The sequence below is a fragment of the Novosphingobium humi genome, assembly GCF_028607105.1.
Classification (GTDB): Bacteria; Pseudomonadota; Alphaproteobacteria; order Sphingomonadales; family Sphingomonadaceae; genus Novosphingobium; species Novosphingobium humi.
Window position 1 is genome coordinate 1,290,135 of record NZ_CP117418.1, and the last position, 16,865, is coordinate 1,306,999.

12 protein-coding genes are annotated in these 16,865 nt (G+C 62.0%); 5 read left to right on the forward strand and 7 right to left on the reverse strand.

Annotated features, from left to right (window positions below):
* Nucleotides 1-39 precede the first annotated feature (39 nt).
* The gene (locus PQ457_RS21525) at nucleotides 40-1,143 is read right to left on the reverse strand and encodes a replication initiation protein (RefSeq protein ID WP_337958513.1); all 1,104 of its coding nucleotides are present in this window, start codon (nucleotides 1,141-1,143) and stop codon (nucleotides 40-42) included.
* A 440-nt stretch (nucleotides 1,144-1,583) separates the two neighbouring features.
* On the opposite strand from PQ457_RS21525, the gene PQ457_RS21530 reads away from it, so the two are divergent.
* A complete protein-coding gene (locus PQ457_RS21530; RefSeq protein ID WP_273619844.1) occupies nucleotides 1,584-1,916 on the forward strand; it encodes a hypothetical protein in 333 nt (110 codons plus the stop codon).
* Between the two features lie 12 nt (nucleotides 1,917-1,928).
* A complete protein-coding gene (locus PQ457_RS21535) occupies nucleotides 1,929-2,204 on the forward strand; it encodes an HU family DNA-binding protein (protein ID WP_168601342.1) in 276 nt (91 codons plus the stop codon).
* Nucleotides 2,205-2,951: 747 nt separating this feature from the next.
* Here PQ457_RS21535 and PQ457_RS21540 read toward each other — a convergent pair.
* The 6 genes from PQ457_RS21540 to PQ457_RS21565 all read right to left on the reverse strand — a co-directional run bounded on the left by PQ457_RS21540 (nucleotide 2,952) and on the right by PQ457_RS21565 (nucleotide 10,372).
* A complete protein-coding gene (locus PQ457_RS21540; protein ID WP_273619845.1) occupies nucleotides 2,952-3,578 on the reverse strand; it encodes a LysE family translocator in 627 nt (208 codons plus the stop codon).
* Nucleotides 3,579-3,744: 166 nt separating this feature from the next.
* Nucleotides 3,745-4,200, reverse strand: coding sequence for a DUF3237 domain-containing protein (locus tag PQ457_RS21545; protein WP_273619846.1), 456 nt, complete (start codon nucleotides 4,198-4,200; stop codon nucleotides 3,745-3,747).
* Complete coding sequence (locus tag PQ457_RS21550; protein WP_273619847.1) at nucleotides 4,184-5,491, reverse strand: flavin-dependent oxidoreductase; 1,308 nt, start codon at nucleotides 5,489-5,491, stop codon at nucleotides 4,184-4,186. The genes PQ457_RS21545 and PQ457_RS21550 overlap by 17 nt, the downstream gene beginning before the upstream one ends.
* Before the next feature lie 345 nt (nucleotides 5,492-5,836).
* Nucleotides 5,837-7,060, reverse strand: a complete 1,224-nt coding sequence (locus tag PQ457_RS21555; protein ID WP_273619848.1) for a PepSY-associated TM helix domain-containing protein — start codon at nucleotides 7,058-7,060, stop codon at nucleotides 5,837-5,839.
* Between the two features lie 3 nt (nucleotides 7,061-7,063).
* On the reverse strand, nucleotides 7,064-9,190 hold the full coding sequence (locus PQ457_RS21560) for a TonB-dependent siderophore receptor (RefSeq protein ID WP_273619849.1): 2,127 nt from the start codon (nucleotides 9,188-9,190) through the stop codon (nucleotides 7,064-7,066).
* 144 nt (nucleotides 9,191-9,334) lie between these two features.
* On the reverse strand, nucleotides 9,335-10,372 hold the full coding sequence (locus PQ457_RS21565) for a LacI family DNA-binding transcriptional regulator (RefSeq protein WP_273619850.1): 1,038 nt from the start codon (nucleotides 10,370-10,372) through the stop codon (nucleotides 9,335-9,337).
* Between the two features lie 459 nt (nucleotides 10,373-10,831).
* On the opposite strand from PQ457_RS21565, the gene PQ457_RS21570 reads away from it, so the two are divergent.
* The 3 genes from PQ457_RS21570 to PQ457_RS21580 all read left to right on the forward strand — a co-directional run bounded on the left by PQ457_RS21570 (nucleotide 10,832) and on the right by PQ457_RS21580 (nucleotide 16,848).
* The gene (locus PQ457_RS21570) at nucleotides 10,832-13,024 is read left to right on the forward strand and encodes a TonB-dependent receptor (RefSeq protein WP_273619851.1); all 2,193 of its coding nucleotides are present in this window, start codon (nucleotides 10,832-10,834) and stop codon (nucleotides 13,022-13,024) included.
* 112 nt (nucleotides 13,025-13,136) lie between these two features.
* The gene (locus PQ457_RS21575; protein WP_273619852.1) at nucleotides 13,137-15,350 is read left to right on the forward strand and encodes a beta-glucosidase family protein; all 2,214 of its coding nucleotides are present in this window, start codon (nucleotides 13,137-13,139) and stop codon (nucleotides 15,348-15,350) included.
* A 4-nt stretch (nucleotides 15,351-15,354) separates the two neighbouring features.
* Entirely contained in the window at nucleotides 15,355-16,848 is a 1,494-nt protein-coding gene (locus PQ457_RS21580) for a carboxylesterase/lipase family protein (RefSeq protein ID WP_273619853.1), read from the forward strand.
* Nucleotides 16,849-16,865: the final 17 nt, after the last annotated feature.

Here is a 16,865-nt window from a genome sequence, read left to right on the forward strand (position 1 = left end):
GTCGCCCTTTGCCGCGAATTGCAGGGCTGCAATCGCCGGTCAGGGCCGTCCGCGGCGGGCCAGAAAAGCCTCACAAAAACCGCGCCAGGATTTTTCCAGCTTCGCCCCGCGCAGCGCACCCAACCTGTCACCCATCTGCTGGCGATAGGCATCCGCGATCACATCCATGTCCCAGCCGCCGCCATAACGCAACGCGACATCGCGAAAGGGAGCTTCGGCCGTGCCGTAACGCAGCGAGCCATCGGGGAATTTTTCCCAAGGAGTTGAAGCTGCTGTCGCCGTCCGCCGAGGGCGGGCAGGTGCGGGAGCAACGGCCGGCACAGCCGTCGGCGCGGCAATCCGCGCCACCTCGCCATCGCGCCGCGCCTTGCGCCCGGCCGAGTGCCGCTCAAGCTCGTCAACAGTCTGGATCTGGGCCGGGGCGTCTTTGGGGACAAAACGAAACTCGATCTCAGCCACCGCCCTGCCCCGGCGGATCTCTTTCCATTCCAGATTGTAATGGGCCAATTGATCGATCTCGGACTGCGCAACAGTCAATACCTTACGCCGCAACTGGGCAAAATCGCCATATTTATCAGGATCGATACCCAGCGCCGCGCGCAGGCCCAGAATATCGACGCGCCAGATCGGCTGACGCCGATGAAGCCGCAGCGCGCCTTCCTCATACAGTTTGAGCGCATAGGCCGAGCGGAAGCCCAGCACCGCCTGACGGTTCATCACCGAATAGGTCTGCGATTCCTGAATAAGGCGGCGCGCATCCGGGGTAAAACGCCATTCGATCCAGCCGGTTTCCTTGTCGCCCTCCTCGACCTCTTCCCAAGACGATTCGATCAAGCTGAAACGTTTGGTCGCCTTGCGCCCACGCCAGGACCTGTCATCCTCGGCAAACAGGGTGCGATGCAATTCCTCAAGCATATCAACGATACGCTCATTGCCCTTGTGGCCGCGCCGGATATCGGCCTTGCGCAATTTGTGCGACGTGTCGCGCCAAGCATCGCCCCCGGCCGTCAGAATCATCAGAGCCAGCAGGCGGGAGGCGGTGAGGCTGAGCGACTGTCCCTTGACGAAGCGGACCTCGACCAGCTTGCCGGGTTTGGCAAATTCATCGCCGCCCTTGCGCGCCAGCGTCGCGGCCACGCGCATGGCCCGCGCGGTCACGGCCGCGTCATTGTCCTCGACGCCATGATCCTGGGCGTCATAGTCCTCGACAATGTCCAGTTGCATTTCCTCAGCCATGAATCGGCGCCCTTGTTTGGCCGATTGATGCCTGACCTGACCAGCCGGGTCAAGTCAGGTCAGTTTAGCCCCCAAAAGGACAGGATAGAGTTTGGCCCACGCAAAAGGCCACGACAAAGAGCTTGTCCGATTCGGTTTCGAGAGCAAAGAATGACACAAACGCAACCAAAAACGTGTCTGTGCTTGGCGAAAATGCCCTATCCTCCTCCACGCCCCCAACAAGACAGGATACCCCATCAGGACAGCTAAGATCCCCCAGGAAGACAGGCTATTGCCCCCATAAGGACAGGATAATGCCCCCATGCGGTCAGGAATGACCATTTAAACCATTGAAATTTATATAGGAAATGGCGCTGAATCATGAATCTTTAGAATCTGGAATCATCACGTCACCGCAAGAGCGGCGCCGTGCATTGTTAAAATTGTTTATTTTCAATAAAATACGACCATACTCCGAAAAAATTGCAGGGCTGCAATTTCATGCCGGGTATTCCAAAGTTCCATCCCGCCAGAGCCTCAACGCGGAGCATATTTCCAGATCGACGCCACAGCACAGTCTCGAAATCGCTTCAAATGAGCGCAAAACTGTGGATGTATCGCCAAAACAGCCCCAAAAACCCCAAATCTCCAATAGATCCCGGCCGCAACACGCATTAGCAGGGGCCATCCATTTCACTTGAAGGACTGAAACCATGAACAATAGCGATCTCGCCGACAAGCTGGCTGCCTCGCAGGGCATCACCAAAGCTGACGCGCGCAAGTATGTGGATGCCGTTTTTGCCGCCATCGCGGATGCTGCTGCTGAAGGCGAAGAAGTTTCGCTCAACGGCTTTGGCAAGTTCAAGGTCAAGGAAAGCGCCGCTCGAGAAGGTCGCAACCCGGCCACCGGCGACACGATCCAGATCGCCGCTTCCAAGAAGCTGGGCTTCACCGCCGCCAAGGCGGTCAAGGACAAGCTGAACGGCTAAGGTCCCAAAGAGGGCAGGGGAGTTTGTCTCCCCTGCCTTCGACGTGCGCTGCCAAAGCCCCTCCGGACCATTCTCCACACTCTATCCGTTGCGAAAATCCAGCGCAGGCAAGCTAACCATCACTTGCCCCGACCGCCAAACCATCATCGGCGCTCCCCAATAAAAAGCCTCCCGGCCGAATGGCACAAAGCACAGGCCGCCTCATGCCGAACTGCCGGATTTTTCCGAAAACGGCTTGGACCGAAGATCAGCCGCCCTTTCGATTATCCCGCATGGATGCTCTCGCAGGGCAGGGGAGACCCCCCTCCATCCTCGTTCACCTTGGCCGCCCTGTACTGATGGGCGGATCTTTATGGGAAAAGTCACGATCCCCCCTGCGGCCTTTTGTCACCCGGCCTCGACGCCTGCGACCATCTCGTCATTGCGGGAAACATCGCATCGGGCGGTGAGGGGCATCGTGCAACCTGCGTTGCGCGCACAGAGCATCCCCCGGCCGGGTCTTACCTGCGTCTTTGGCGCTGTTGCCGATATTTTCGATCATGAAGCGAAAAGCCTGCCGTCCGACTCAACGGCGCCATGCCGGTGATCATAGAGGAAATATAGCCGGCCAGACTGTTGCCCCCGTCGAACGTCCGGATTTCAGCACCGTTGCTGAACAGCTGGCATAAAAGAAAGAAGCATTCGCCGCGCGACCGGCGATAGCGATGTTGGCGGGACGACACCAGATGCCGCGCCGAATTTGCCGCATCATCGCGCCGAGGATGTTGCCAGTCTGAGGCCAAAGGCAAAGAAAAGGCCGCCCGTCAACCGATCGAGCAACGGCACCGCGCCGGGGCGGCGTAGAAAGCCCGAAAGTGGCACCGTGGCCGCGATCAGCAGTGCAAACCACACAAAGGCCAGCAGCACATGCACTCCGGCCAGAAAGAAAGTGTAGGCCGCCACCGACACGCCCGCAGGCACAAATTGCGGCAGGAAGGTGATATAGAACACGCCCATCTTGGGGTTGAGCAGGTTGGTCAGAAAGCCCCGGCGAAAGCTGTCCTGTCCTTTTGGGGGCGAGAAGTCACCGCTCATTTCCAGGGATTTGCGCGGGTTGATCAGCAGTTTGACCCCCAGCCAGAGCAGATAGGCCGCCCCTGCCAGCTTGACCGCCGTATAGGCTATTTGCGACGCCTGAAGCAGCGCGCCCAGCCCCAGAGACACCGCCGCGCCCCAGATCAGACAGCCCAGCGCGATCCCGCCCGCCGCCATGGCCGCCGGTCTGCGGCCCTCGACGCTGGCCGTGCGCAGGACCATTACGGTGTCCAGCCCCGGCGTGATCGTCAGCAGGGCGGCGGAGGCGACAAAGGCGAGAAACAGCGGAAGATTGGCCATGCTCCAAGGCTAGTGCCCGAGCGGGCGGCGATCAATCTTTCTCGTCATGCGGCAGCGGACCCGCACGGAACGAACCGAAGGGCAGGGGGCTTGGCAATGCGGGCTGGTATTTCGTCCCGCCCGCCGATCCGTTTGCGGTTCGCGCCGCAGGGTATGCGGCGCGATGTCAGCCGATGCGGAAAATATCGAGATGTACCGATGCGCCGCGCTTGCCGCCCGTGGCCAGAAACAGCGAGCGGTTGACCCAATCATAATCAGGGTGCCCGCTTTCCAGCCGGATGAAGGTGCGCATGTAATAGGCATCGAAGGGCACATCCTCGCCCCCGGCGGCGCGGGCGGCCACGTCGGGGGCCATATGCCGGATCCCTTGCGAGATTACCTCGACCACCGCGCCATCGTCCGTTTCAATGGCATAGCGCGCGTCCAGTTGGGCCAGACCGCCCGCCTGCACCGTCTGCCAATCGGCGCCGATGTTGAGGATGCGCCCGTTGATCAGCGCGCCTGCCGCCGTTCCGCCCACGATCGGAATGATCCGCCGGGTGCCGCCCGGACACTCGCCCATCTCGTGCGGACGGGTCAGATTGATGGCGAGGGTGCAGACCGGCTCAAGCAACAGTGTCATGATCGAGCCTTTCGGCAATGCGCCCATCGGCGGGAATGATCGGCGGCGCGGCATTCAGCGCATCGCGGGCAAAACCGGCCGCCGTCTGATAGGCCAGCATGAATTGGCGGCGCTCGGCTTCGGGGATCACATCGTCGATGTTCTCAAATGTCCCCCCGCAGCGTTCATCAACCAGATTGAGCAGGCCGAACGGCCCGGCCCCGCGATTGCGCAGCGCCAGTTGACCCACCGGGCCGCACAATTCGGCATCGAAGGCGGCCAAGGCCTGCGCATTGACGCCATGCTCGATGAAACACCGGCCCAGCGTGCGCGCATCGACAATCGCCTGCGAGGCGCCATTCGATCCGGTGGGATACATCGGATGGGCCGCGTCCCCGATCAGCGCCACTGGTCCATCGACCCAGGTGGGGATCGGGTCGCGGTCGATCATCGGATTTTCATAAGCCACATCCGATTTGGCCAGCAGCGCGGGCAGGTCGAGCCAGTCATAGACGAAGGCATCAAAATGATGCGAAAAATCAGACAGTTCGCATGGACGGAACCAGCCGGTCTTGGTCCAGTCATGGGTGGCATCATAGGTCTGTTCGGCAATCCAGTTGATGTCGGCCAGCCCGTTTTCATCAGGCGCCGAGATCGGATAGATCACGACCCGGTGGCGATGCGTGCCAAGGCCGACAAAGGATGATCCGGTGCGGATCGGCACGCCCCGCGCCGTACCGCGCCACATCAATGTGCCGCCCCAGCGGATCGGCCGCTGATCAGGATGCATCTGCGCGCGCACACTGGAATGGATGCCGTCCGCGCCGATCAGCAGCGCGCCATGTTCGTCCGCCACCGTGCCGTCGCTTTTCGTGACATGGGCAACCACGCTGCCATCGGCCTGTTTGGTATAGCCGGTGACTTTCTGGCCCAGCCGTACCGCATCCGCGCCCAGCCTTTCGACCACATGGGCATAGAGCAGCAGGTGAAAACGCCCGCGATGCACCGCATATTGATGCCAGTGATAGCCCGCGCTCTTGCCGCGCGGCTCGCTGTAGATGTCCTTGCCGTTGAGGCCAACCAGCGCCCATTCCTTCGCGGCGATGCCCACAGCGTCCATTTCCGCCTCGCCAATGCCCAAGGCTTCGAGTTCGCGCACGGCGTTGGGTTGCAGATTGATGCCGACGCCCAGCGGGCGCAGCTCGCCCGTGCTTTCAAACAGGGTGCAGGGCACACCGATCTGGTGCAGCGTCAGGGCCAGCGCCAGCCCGCCGATACCGCCCCCGGCGATCAGAACACGATTTTGGGTCATTGCATCCTCGAATCCGAAACTTGCGCCGATAGTGCTATCGCCCGCAACATTCCTGCGCCGGTAAACCAGCATATCGATCAAAGCAAAACATTTGCGGGGAGCCATTGAAATCGCGTGGAATTGACCAAACCCGTTCGTCGGCATCGGCAAAAGGCATCTTGCGAATCACAAGAGGGGTCTGTTCGTACCGCGCAGAAGCCGCGCCGGTGGCCGTCAGCGGAGATTGATGCAGAGACATATAACTGAAAATAAATGATTATAGTTCCTGTATCAGCATCACGGGCCACGAGGCTGACCCGAATGTGATTGGTGCGTGTCGAGCACAAAACCTTTCGGCAAAGTGCCTTAGCGCGTTTTGCGGTTGATCCGCCCGCTGCGCTTTTTCGTCCATATCACAATGCCGGTGATGCACAGCATCGTCACCATTGCCCCGATCATGCTGACCGCGATGTGCCATGCCGTGCCGCCGACATGGGCGGTGTGCAGCGCTTCGACCCAAGTGGTAAACGTATTGGCGCCGTGCCGCCCGGTGGGGATGCGCGTGGCGCGCAGGGCTCCGCTGTTGCCGTCAAAGCCGACGAAACTGCCCCCGCCATGGCGCGAAATATCCGCGCTGGAGGTGAAACCATAGACATAGGCGCCGGTCGCAGGAATATACCAGAGATAGCGCTCGCCATCGCCGCGGAGCGTCAAATGGAAGTGCGAGGCCTCAGTGCGGGCCAACTCTTCGGCATGCAGGAGCGCCTGATCGAAAGACAGACGCGGCTGCCAGCGCGGCGCGGGCAGCAGGGCCGATTGATAGACCGCTCCATCATCCACCCCGCCCAGCGCTTGCACCACCGGGCCATAGACCTGCGGCAGGTTGAACGATACGCTCGATACCGCAAAGACCAGCAGCAGCGGCCAGATCCACAGGCCCCCCGCACGGTGCAGGTCAAAGTTCAGCTTATAGCGCGAGGCCCCCCAGCGCACCGCCCAAGCAGGCGCCCAGCGGGCAAACCATCCCTTGCCCGCTGGCGCCCTGGTCACAACCGGCAGCGTGAGATAGAACCCCACAAAGCAATCGAGCACCCAGACCAGCGCCGCCAGCCCAAAGGCGAGCAGACCCCATTGCCCCAGCGCCAGACTGTAGTGCAGGCGATAGGTAAAGGGCATCAGGTTCTTGATTCCCTGTGAAATATTGCCCCATTGGCGGCGGCCCAGTTCGGCGCCGGTATAGGGATCGAGGAAAAGATCATCCCATTGCGGCGCATCGGCGCGGGGCAGGCCGGATTTGGGATCGGGCCAGGTCAGATAGAGGCGCAGCGAACGCCCTTCCTCCACCGTCATTGGCACATAATCGATCCGGGCGCCCGGATAGCGCGCCAGCACAAGCCGCCGCAATTCCAGCGTTGAGAGCGCCGCCGCGCCGGGCGAGGGCGGGGCGGCCAGTTGCAGATCGGGCGCGGCGGCAACCTCCAGCTCGTCGATCCATGACAGGAAAATGCCGGTAAACCCTGCCACGGCCAGAAACAGCGCCAGCGTCAGTCCGGCCCAGCGATGCGCGACGACCCAGAATTGCCGCCCCATGGCTCAGAACGCCACCGAGATCGTGCCCGATATGCTGCGCGGGGCGGCGTAAAAGCCCTGACCCCATTTCAGGCTGCCCAGATAATGGACATCGCCGACATTGCGCAGATTGAGGCTGGCGCGAACATGGGGCGCGATGCGGGCGCTGGCCATCAGATCGACCACGGCATAGGCGTTTTGCGTGATGACCACCGGGGTGCTGACCCCGCCATAGGCCACAATCGCGCTGTCGGTCGTGCGGATGGCGTTCTGCCAGCGCAATTGGCCGCCAAGTTTGAGATCATGAAAGGCCGCAATGCTGTAGGTCGTGGCCAGTTTCAGCGATTTTGTCGGCAGATAGGTGCGGGTGGGCGCCCCGTTCCGGTCATGGACCTCAAGGCCGGTATAGCCGCCGCTGATCGACCATTGCGGGGTGATCATGCCGGTGATTTCCAGTTCGAACCCGCGCGCGGTGGTGTCCACGCCCCGGTAATAGGTGGTGCCGACCCGGCCCGCATCGCCCACGCCGAACACGCCCGCCGCCTCGGCCAGACCGGTCTGGCGCGCGCGGAAAATCGCGGCGCTGGCATAAAGGCGCTTGTCGAACCATTCGCTTTTGATGCCGCCCTCGATGCTGGTTCCCTTGGCCGGGTTCAGACGGGCGTTGGTGACATCCACTTCCTTTTGCGGATTATAGATGTCGGTATAGCTGGCGTAGAAGGAGATGTTTTTGGTCGCGTCAAAGACGAGGCCCGCATAAGGGCTGAGCGCGGAATTGCGGCGGGTCTGATCGACGCCGTAATTATAGCCCGACGAGCGCAGCCAGATCGCGCTGGCCCCGAACACCCCTTTGAGCCGATCAGTGATATTGGCATGCACCGCGCCATAGACGCGGGTGAGCGTGTCGCGGCTGTCCTCGGAGAGGACTTCGGCGGCATAGGCGCCCTCGGCCGGATAGATGCCGTTCACCGCCCAATTCGCGACCGAGACATAGGATGGGTAGGACAGCGTGGATTGCGAAAATTCGCGGCCATGCATCGTGGCATGCGACACGCCCAGCGACACCTGATGCTCGCGCCCGAAGAGTTTGAGCGGGCCGGAGGCCTGACCGTCGAAGAGGTTCTGTTCATAGGGAGAGCGGTAGATGCCCGGCCAACCGCTCACGCCCAGCCCGGTCGCGGCATCGGGATAGCCAAAGGCATAGAGCAGTTTTGCCTGTGAATCCCGCTTGTTATAGGTATAGCGCCCGCGTGCCTGCCAGCCATTGCGACCCTTCCATTCCAGTTCGGCAAAAGCGGTCTGGTCGGTGACGTTCCAATAGGTCCAGGGCGCCGAAGGGCTGGCCGAGACATCATAGGCAACCCGCGAGCCATTGGTGTAGAGCAGGGGGAGCGAGCCCCAGAGCACGCCGCGCGCATTGTTGTCCTGCCGCGTATAGCCGGCGTTGATCATCAATTCGGGTGTGAGGTCATAGGAGAGCAGCGCGCCGTAAACATTGCGGTTCACATGGTTGTAGCGCAGATAGGAATCGCGCTGATCATGGGCATAGATCAGGCGGATGGCCAGCTTGCCATCCCGCGTCAGCGCGCCTGAAACATCGCCGTCGACGCGCCACTGGTTCCAACTGCCGCCCTGCGCATTGGCTTTAAGGTGAAAGTCCTTGGTCGGCCGTTTGCGGACGTAATTGATCGTGGCTGAGGGATTGCCCACGCCGGTCATCAGCGCATTGGCGCCGCGAATGGCTTCGACGCGTTCGTAAAGGATCGTGTCGGTTTCGCCATAGGCCGCGCCCCAGCGCAGCGGCAGGCCGATGCCGTCGATCTGGAAATTGGTCACGTCAAACCCGCGCGAAGTATATTCCGTGCGGTCGGTTTCGACGCGTTCAACATTGATGCCGACGGCTTGGGCCAACAGATCGTTGACATTGGTGAGGGCGAAATCCTCGATCCGCTGGCGGTCGATGACGGTCACCGATTGTGGCGTTTCACGCAGCGTCAGGGAAAGACCCGTGGCAGAAGGGGTTTCGCGCTGGGCGCTGCCGGTCACGACAATCGAGTTGGCGTCATCGGCATCGGCTTCGTTGGCGGCAAGGGCAGGGGTGGCAAGCGCGCAAAGGGCGGCGGTGGAGAGCAGGACGAGACGCAGGGGCATGGCAACCTTTCGGGGTGAATATCCGTTGCCGAGACTCGCTATTGCAAATCACTCTCAATTTCAAGATTGATTATCCAGACGTGCAAAATCTTCGTCGCAATCGCGGCGCGCCGGAAATGACATGGAAAATCAATTGGTGCCGCTTCAGGCGGGCGCAGGCCCCACCGAATCGCGCTGGATCAGATCGAAATCCAGCTCCACCTGCCGCGCCCCGTCCTCGCGCTCGATGATCATCAGTGCGGCGGTCTCGGCCATCGCATCAATGGGCTGAAACACCGTGGTCAGATAAGGCCAGGTCGTGCGCGCCACCCAACTGTCGTCAAAGCCGCAGATCGAGACATCACGCGGCACAGAAAGGCCTAGCTGGCTGCACGCCACCATCACACCGGCGGCCGAATCGTCATTGGTGGCAAAAATCGCGGTGGGCCGGTCGGCCGCATCCAGCAATTCGCGCCCCGCATGGATACCCGTTTCAAACGCAAACCCGCCCAGCGCCTCGGTGATGACCACCGAAGGGTCGATCTGATGCAGCCTTTCGACAAAGCCCTTGCGGCGGGTATGGGCCGCGCCATGCTGCTGTGGCCCGTTGACCAGACCGATGCGGCGGTGGCCGTGCTGATAGAACAGATCGGCGATACGCGCGGCCGCGCCCGCGTCGTCGATCGTGACCGCCAGCGAGCGCTTGGCGTCGATGAAGGGCGCGAGCCGGGCATAGCGTGCGCCATAAGCCTCCAACGCGTCAAGCACGCGCGGATCATCGCTGATCGGCGGGGTCAACACAAAGCCGTCGCAGCGCGCATTGCGGAAAATCGCCTCCAGCGCGGATTGCAGCGCGGGCGTGTCGGCGCTGGTGTCGATGGAATCGATGCGCAGGTGATATTGCCGCGCAACACAGGCACGATAGGCGCCCGCCAGCACCTTCATCGTGTAATTGGGGCTGGGATTGTCGAACAGCACGCTGATGGTGAAACTGCGCGCGCCCGCCAGCGAGCGCGCCGCCGTATCGGGAACATATTTGAGCGCGGCAATCGCGGCTTCCACCCTCTCGCGCAATTGCGCCGAGACATGGGGCTCTTTGTTGATGACGCGCGACACGCTTTTGATCGCAACGCCCGCTGCCTTGGCCACATCGGCCATGGTTGCATGGGGGCGCGGGGCGGTGTCGCTTTTCGTTTGGGTCATTTTGCCTTGTTCCCGGATCCGACAGGCCGCCGCCGGGGGGCACGCGGGTCCGGCTCTGTTGTGTGCTGATTGTTGTGGTGGCGCTGTATTGATTGTCAAGCGGTGTACAAGGGATTCGTGCTTGCCCGTTGCTGCATTTGCACTGCGCATGCGCAGCACGCAAACGATCACAAAAGTTAGGGTGAATAGCAATGCGGAACCTGCCGTTTTTTGGGGCGGCAAAACCGGGAAACTCGGATGTTTGGCTAAGAGCGCGAGAAAATAATAATGTAAAACAATGAAATATAATAAACAGGAAATATCCCTGTGCCCGCGATGCCACACCAAAATCCTATTGTCAGCCCCTGCTTGACAGCGATGTCTTATTGAGGGACCAAGATAGCCGAAACGACATGAGATCGTTTTCAAACATGGAGAGGGGCTATGAAGAAAAGCGTCTTTGCAGGCGTTGCGTCAGCTATGGCTTTGGCCGCGGCAACGCAGGCTTATGCACAAACCACCCAGGTCACCGCCGACGGCGACATCATCGTGACCGCCACCCGCACCGAAACGCTTCTGTCCAAGACACCCATCGCAATGACCGCCGTCAGCGGCGATCAGCTGGTGCAAAAGGGCATCACCAACACCACCCAACTGGCTGACTCGGTGCCCAACGTGTCGATCGTGCGCGGCAACGGGCTCCAGATCACCATCCGCGGCGTGACCAGCACCGACGGCACCGAAAAAGGCGACCCTTCGGCCGCCTTCCTTGCCGACGGCATCTATCTGGCCCGTCCTCAGGCGCAGGAAGTCAGCTTCTTTGACGTCGAACGCGTCGAAGTGCTGCGCGGGCCGCAGGGCACGCTCTATGGCCGCAACACCACGGCGGGCGTGGTCAATGTCATCACCGCTTCGCCCAAGCACAAATTCGGCGCCTCGGCCGATGCGTCCTATGAAAGCTTCAACCACGTCAACGGCACGGCCACGCTCAACGTGCCCGTCACCGAAACTTTCGCCCTGCGCGCCGCCGTCAACTATGACCGCCGCGACACTTATGTGAACAAGGCCTCGAATGACAAGTACAGCTGGGGGCCGTTCAAGAATGTGTTCGCCGCCCGCCTGTCGGCCCTGTGGGAGGCCACGCCCAACCTCAAGGTGCTGGTCAAGGGCGACTATTCGCTCGATGACGGCTATGGCGTCAACTCGGTGCCGATCACCAATTTCTTTTCCGGCAATGTCGGAAGCCCCTCGGCGGGGGTGATGGCCTCGCCGACCTATAACATCAACGCTTCCTCGGGCGCGCTGCGCACCAGCAACCTTGCCGAACAGTGGCAGGGCAAGAACCACAACAAGGGCGCGGGCGTGATGGGCCAGGTGGACTGGAACGTCTCGGATTCGCTGACTGCGACCTATCTGGGTTCCTATCGCACGATGGACCGTTTCAGCCTCGGCTCGCTGGCCTCGGCCACCAATCCGGCGGCGGGCAATCGCACCACTTTCGTCGGCCACTATTGGCAGACCAGCCACGAAGCGCGTCTGGCCTTCAAGAAGGGCCCGGTCTTCCTGCAGGCGGGCGGCTATTACTTCAAGGAACAGTCGGGCATCGCCTTCTTTATCCTCGACTTCTTTGGCCCCAACAGCCAGTTCGGCTTCCCCCAGGACCCGACCAAGGCCGTGACCAAGGGCGCCTTTGCGCAAGGGTCGTATAATTTCACCGACAATCTGAAGCTGACCGCTGGCGTACGCTATTCCAGCGACGACAAGAGCCGCGTGGGCGCCACCGTCAATGACAACCTGCTGACCGGTGTGCGCACCACGTTCCAGACCAACAACGCAAGCCGCAATTTCAGCAAGACCACATGGCGCGTGGGCGTGGACTATGACCTGCCCGGCATCGGCCTGCTCTATGCCAACGTGGCCACCGGCTACAAGGCGGGCGGTTTCAACGACGGTTGCGAAATCGGCACCGGCACGGGCTGCGCCCTGCCTGCTTCGGCGCTCTATTATCAGCCCGAAACGCTGACCGCCTATGAAGCCGGTTTCAAGGTCCATACGCCGGACAACGTGCTGCGCTTCAACGGCAACTATTTTCATTATGACTATAACGGCCTTCAGGTGTCCTCGGTGCAGAATGTCTGCGGCGGTCCTTGCCAGGTGACGGCCAATGCCGCGACCGCCAAGGTTGACGGCGTGGAACTCGAGGCCGTGCTGCGCCCGGCCAAGAACCACACGATCGATGCGATGGTGACCTTCCTCGATGCGCGCTACGGCACCTATACGCCGCCGATCAACGGGGCGAATGCCAATTTCGCGGGCCTTCAGCTTAACCGCAGCCCCAAGTCGGTGGTCGCGCTGGGCTATACCTACAACCAGCCGCTCTCCAACGGTGGCGAGGTGGTCCTGAACGCGCGCACCCGCGTCTCGGCCAGCTATGCGCTGACCGATGTGGGCAATGGTGCCTTCTTCCGTCAGCCGGGCTACAGCAAGACGGACATCACCATCACCTATAACTCGCCCGATAAGAAGTATTACGTCGGCGCTTTTGCCAAGAACCTTGAAAACCGTATCGTGTTGACCGGAGCCACCGGGCAGACGGCTTCGTCCTCCTTTGCGGGCACGGCGGTGTTTGAGGATCCGCGCACTTTCGGTGTTCGTGCGGGAGTGAAATTCTGATATAAATCTAATAATTATATATTGCTGAACAGCCGCAAGCCACCTATCCGGCTTGCGGCTGTTCTTGAGAAAAATCCAATCTACCGATCCACAGGAGTGGCAGGAGAAGACCATGAAAATCCAGTTTCAATGTCTCACAGGCGTGGCCATCCTCGCGATGGGATCGGCCATGGCCCATGCTGCTGCTCCCACGGCCGCTGATGTGGCCGCGGCCGATGCGCGCGCCGCCGCCACGGTCAAGGCGATGAGGCCTGAGGAAAAGACCATCCTGACCCATGGCATCATGCCGCTGCCGCTGGGCCCCAATCCGCCCAAGGCGCCTGCCGATGCCATTCCGGGCGCGGGCTATATCGCGGGCTTGCCGCGTCTGGGTATTCCCGCGCTCAAGGAAACGGATGCGTCGCTGGGCGTTGCCTATGTCGGGGGCATCCGCAAGGATGGCTCGACCGCGCTGCCTTCGGGTCTGGCGCAGGCGGCCTCGTGGAACCCGGCGCTGCTGGAACAGGGCGGGGCGATGATCGGGTCCGAGGCGCGCGCCAAGGGCTTTAACGTGCTGCTGGCGGGCGGCGTCAATCTGACCCGCGATCCGCGCAACGGGCGCACCTTTGAATATCTTTCCGAAGATCCGCTGCTGTCAGGCATGCTGGTGGGCGCCGCGATCCGGGGCATCCAGTCGAACGGCATCATTTCGACCATCAAGCATTTCGCGCTGAACGGTCAGGAAACCGGCCGCAAATTCGTCGATATCCAGATCACCGATGCCAATGCGCGCGAGAGCGATCTGCTGGCTTTCAAGATCGGCATCGAACAGGGCCAGCCCCTGTCGGTGATGTGCGCCTATAACCGCGTCAACGGCGCAAATGCCTGCGACAATGACTATCTGCTCAACATGGTGCTGAAAAAGGACTGGCGCTGGAAGGGCTTCGTCATGTCTGACTGGGGCGCGGTGCCTACGCTGGATACCGCAATCCATGGGCTGGATCAGCAGTCGGGCGCCGAACTCGACCCCAAGGTGTTTTTCACCGACGATCTGGCGGCCAAGGCCAAGGCGGACCCGAAATGGGCGGCGCGTCTGGATGATATGAACCGCCGCGTGCTGACCGCGATCTATGCCACCAATCTGGACAAGAATGACGCCAGGCCCGGCGCGAAGATCGACTTTGCCAAAAATGGCGAAGTGGCGCTGGAGGTTGAAAAACAGGGCATCGTGCTGCTGAAAAACAACGGCGATCTGCTGCCGCTGGCCAAGAATGCCAAGCGTATTGCGGTGATCGGCGGCTATGCCAATTCGGGTGTGCTCTCGGGCGGCGGCTCCAGCCAGACCGACCCCGTGGGCGGCCCCAAAGCCACGATCCCGCTGGGCGGCGATGGCCCATGGGCGGCTTTCTTCAGCCAGCATTATCATGGTGTTGCGCCCTTAACCGCGATCAAGGCGCAGGCCAAGGACGCCAATGTCACCTATCGTGACGGCACGATCATCGCCGATGCGGTGGATCAGGCCAAGAAGGCCGATGTCGCCATCATCTTTGCCACCAAATGGTCGACCGAAGGCCAGGATCACGCCGATTTCAGCCTGCCCAACGGCCAGGACGCGCTGATCGCGGCGGTGGCGGCGGCCAATCCGCACACGATCGTCGTGCTGGAAACCGGCAATCCGGTGGACATGCCGTGGCTGGACAAGGTGCCCGCCGTGATCGAGGCATGGTATGGCGGCAGCCGCGGCGGCGATGCGATCGCCAGCGTGCTGTTTGGCGAAACCAACCCTTCGGGCCGCCTGCCGATCACTTTCCCGGCCCGCGCCGCGCAATTGCCGCGCCCGGTGGTCGATGGCTATTGGGATATGGAAACCGACTTCATGGGCAATCCGCCCACGCCCGACACCAAACTGCTGGCCAATTACAATATCGAAGGCTCTGACGTGGGCTATCGCTGGTTTGCGCGCAAGGGCGAAAAGGCGCTGTTCCCCTTCGGGCATGGCCTGTCCTACACCAGCTTTGCCGCCGACGGGCTGAGCGTAAAGGGCCTGAGCGCCAGCTTTACCGTCAAGAACACCGGCGCGCGTGCGGGCGCCTATGTCGCCCAGCTTTACCTGACCGCGCGCGGCGGCGAGGCCAGGCAGCGTCTGGCCGGTTTCGCCCGCGTCGAGTTGAAGGCAGGCGAGGCCAAGCCCGTTACGCTGACCATCGACCCGCGCATTCTGGCCGACTGGACCGCCAAGGGCTGGAGCATCAAGGGCGGCACCTACAGTTTCGCGCTGGGTCAGGACGCGGAACATCTGGGCGCGCCGGTCGCCACCAAACTTGCCGCCAAGACATGGAAGGATTGATCCGATGCGCAAATTTGCTTTGCTGGCCGCTGCGCTGATGGCCTCGGCCTCGGCGCATGCCGAAAATGTCGTCGTGACCGGCGGCACGGTTTCGGGGGTGGAGGCGCAGGGCGTCACCGCCTTCAAGGGTATCCCTTATGCCGCCGCGCCCACGGGTGCGAACCGTTGGCGCGCGCCGCAGCCCGTCGCCGCGTGGCAGGGCGTGCGCGACGGCAGCGCCTTTGGCCATGACTGCGCGCAGGCGCCGTTCCCGCCCGACGCCGCACCCATCACCACCACGCCCGCCGAGGACTGCCTTTACCTCAACGTGTGGAAGCCCGCCTCGGCCAAGGCCGGGGACAAGCTGCCGGTGATGGTTTGGATTCATGGCGGCGGTTTTGTGAACGGCGGCTCGTCGCCGGGCGTCTATTCGGGGCAGAATTTCGCGCGCGACGGCGTGGTTTTCGTCAGCCTCAACTATCGCCTTGGCCGCTTTGGCTTCTTTGCGCATCCGGGTCTGGCCGCCGAAGGGCTGGGGGGCAATTTCGGCTTCCTTGACCAGATCGCGGCCCTGAAATGGGTGCAGGCCAATGTTGCCAAATTCGGCGGCGATGCCTCGCGCGTAACGGTGTTTGGCGAAAGCGCGGGGGGCATGAGCATGCATATGCTGCTGCAATCGCCACTGGCGCGCGGGCTGTTCAGCCAGATCGTGATCGAGAGCGGCGGCGGGCGCAATGGCACCTTGCCCCAGCCGACGATGGCCAAGGCCGCGCGGGTGGGGGCCGAATTTGCCCCCGGCCTGACCGCCGCGCAATTGCGCGCTCTGCCCGAGGCGCAGGTGACGGGCAACCTGTCGATGATGTCGATGGACCAGAAGGGCTATTCCGGCCCCATGGTCGATGGACGCACGATCCTTGGCGCGCCCGATGATGCGATTGCGGCGGGTCTGACGGCGAATGTGCCGGTGATCGTGGGGGCCAATTCGGCCGATGGCTTTGCCTTTGGCACGGACAAGGACAAGGTTTTTGCCCAATTCGGGGCGGATGCCGATGCCGCGCGCAAGGTCTATGACCCAGATGGCAGCAAACCGGCCGCGCATCTGGCCATGGGCATCAGCGCGGACAAGATGTTCATTGAGCCTTCGCGTCATGTCGCTCGCCTGATGGCGGCGCGGGGGCAGAAGGTCTGGCTCTATCGCTTTGGCTATGCCGTGCCCAAAATGGCGCAGGCCATCGGCGGCGCGGCCCATGCCAGCGAATTGCCCTATGTGTTCGACACGGTGGCCGCGCGCAAGGGCGATGCCCCGCTGGCCGAGGAGCAGCCTGTGGCGACGTTGACCCATCGCTATTGGGTGAATTTCGTCAAGAACGGCAAGCCCGACGCGTCCGGCGTCCCGGCCTGGCCGCAGGCGAGCGCCACCACCACCACCGTGCAATGGATCGACGGCAAGGGCGCTTCTCATGTCGAGGATCCCTATACCGCGCGGATGGATTTCACCGCCAGCAGGATCGGCGGGTAAGGATCAAGGGGCGCCGG

Bases quoted from the DNA above. Each gene is read 5' to 3' on its own strand.
- PQ457_RS21580 (WP_273619853.1), top strand. From the start codon at position 15,355: ATGCGCAAATTTGCTTTGCTGGCCGCTGCGCTGATGGCCTCGGCCTCG.
- PQ457_RS21560 (WP_273619849.1), bottom strand. From the start codon at position 9,190: ATGCCCCTGCGTCTCGTCCTGCTCTCCACCGCCGCCCTTTGCGCGCTT.
- PQ457_RS21565 (WP_273619850.1), bottom strand. From the start codon at position 10,372: ATGACCCAAACGAAAAGCGACACCGCCCCGCGCCCCCATGCAACCATG.
- PQ457_RS21570 (WP_273619851.1), top strand. From the start codon at position 10,832: ATGGCTTTGGCCGCGGCAACGCAGGCTTATGCACAAACCACCCAGGTC.
- PQ457_RS21545 (WP_273619846.1), bottom strand. From the start codon at position 4,200: ATGACACTGTTGCTTGAGCCGGTCTGCACCCTCGCCATCAATCTGACC.
- PQ457_RS21550 (WP_273619847.1), bottom strand. From the start codon at position 5,491: ATGACCCAAAATCGTGTTCTGATCGCCGGGGGCGGTATCGGCGGGCTG.
- PQ457_RS21535 (WP_168601342.1), top strand. From the start codon at position 1,929: ATGAACAATAGCGATCTCGCCGACAAGCTGGCTGCCTCGCAGGGCATC.
- PQ457_RS21575 (WP_273619852.1), top strand. From the start codon at position 13,137: ATGAAAATCCAGTTTCAATGTCTCACAGGCGTGGCCATCCTCGCGATG.
- PQ457_RS21540 (WP_273619845.1), bottom strand. From the start codon at position 3,578: ATGGCCAATCTTCCGCTGTTTCTCGCCTTTGTCGCCTCCGCCGCCCTG.
- PQ457_RS21530 (WP_273619844.1), top strand. From the start codon at position 1,584: ATGGCGCTGAATCATGAATCTTTAGAATCTGGAATCATCACGTCACCG.
- PQ457_RS21525 (WP_337958513.1), bottom strand. From the start codon at position 1,143: ATGCGCGTGGCCGCGACGCTGGCGCGCAAGGGCGGCGATGAATTTGCC.
- PQ457_RS21555 (WP_273619848.1), bottom strand. From the start codon at position 7,060: ATGGGGCGGCAATTCTGGGTCGTCGCGCATCGCTGGGCCGGACTGACG.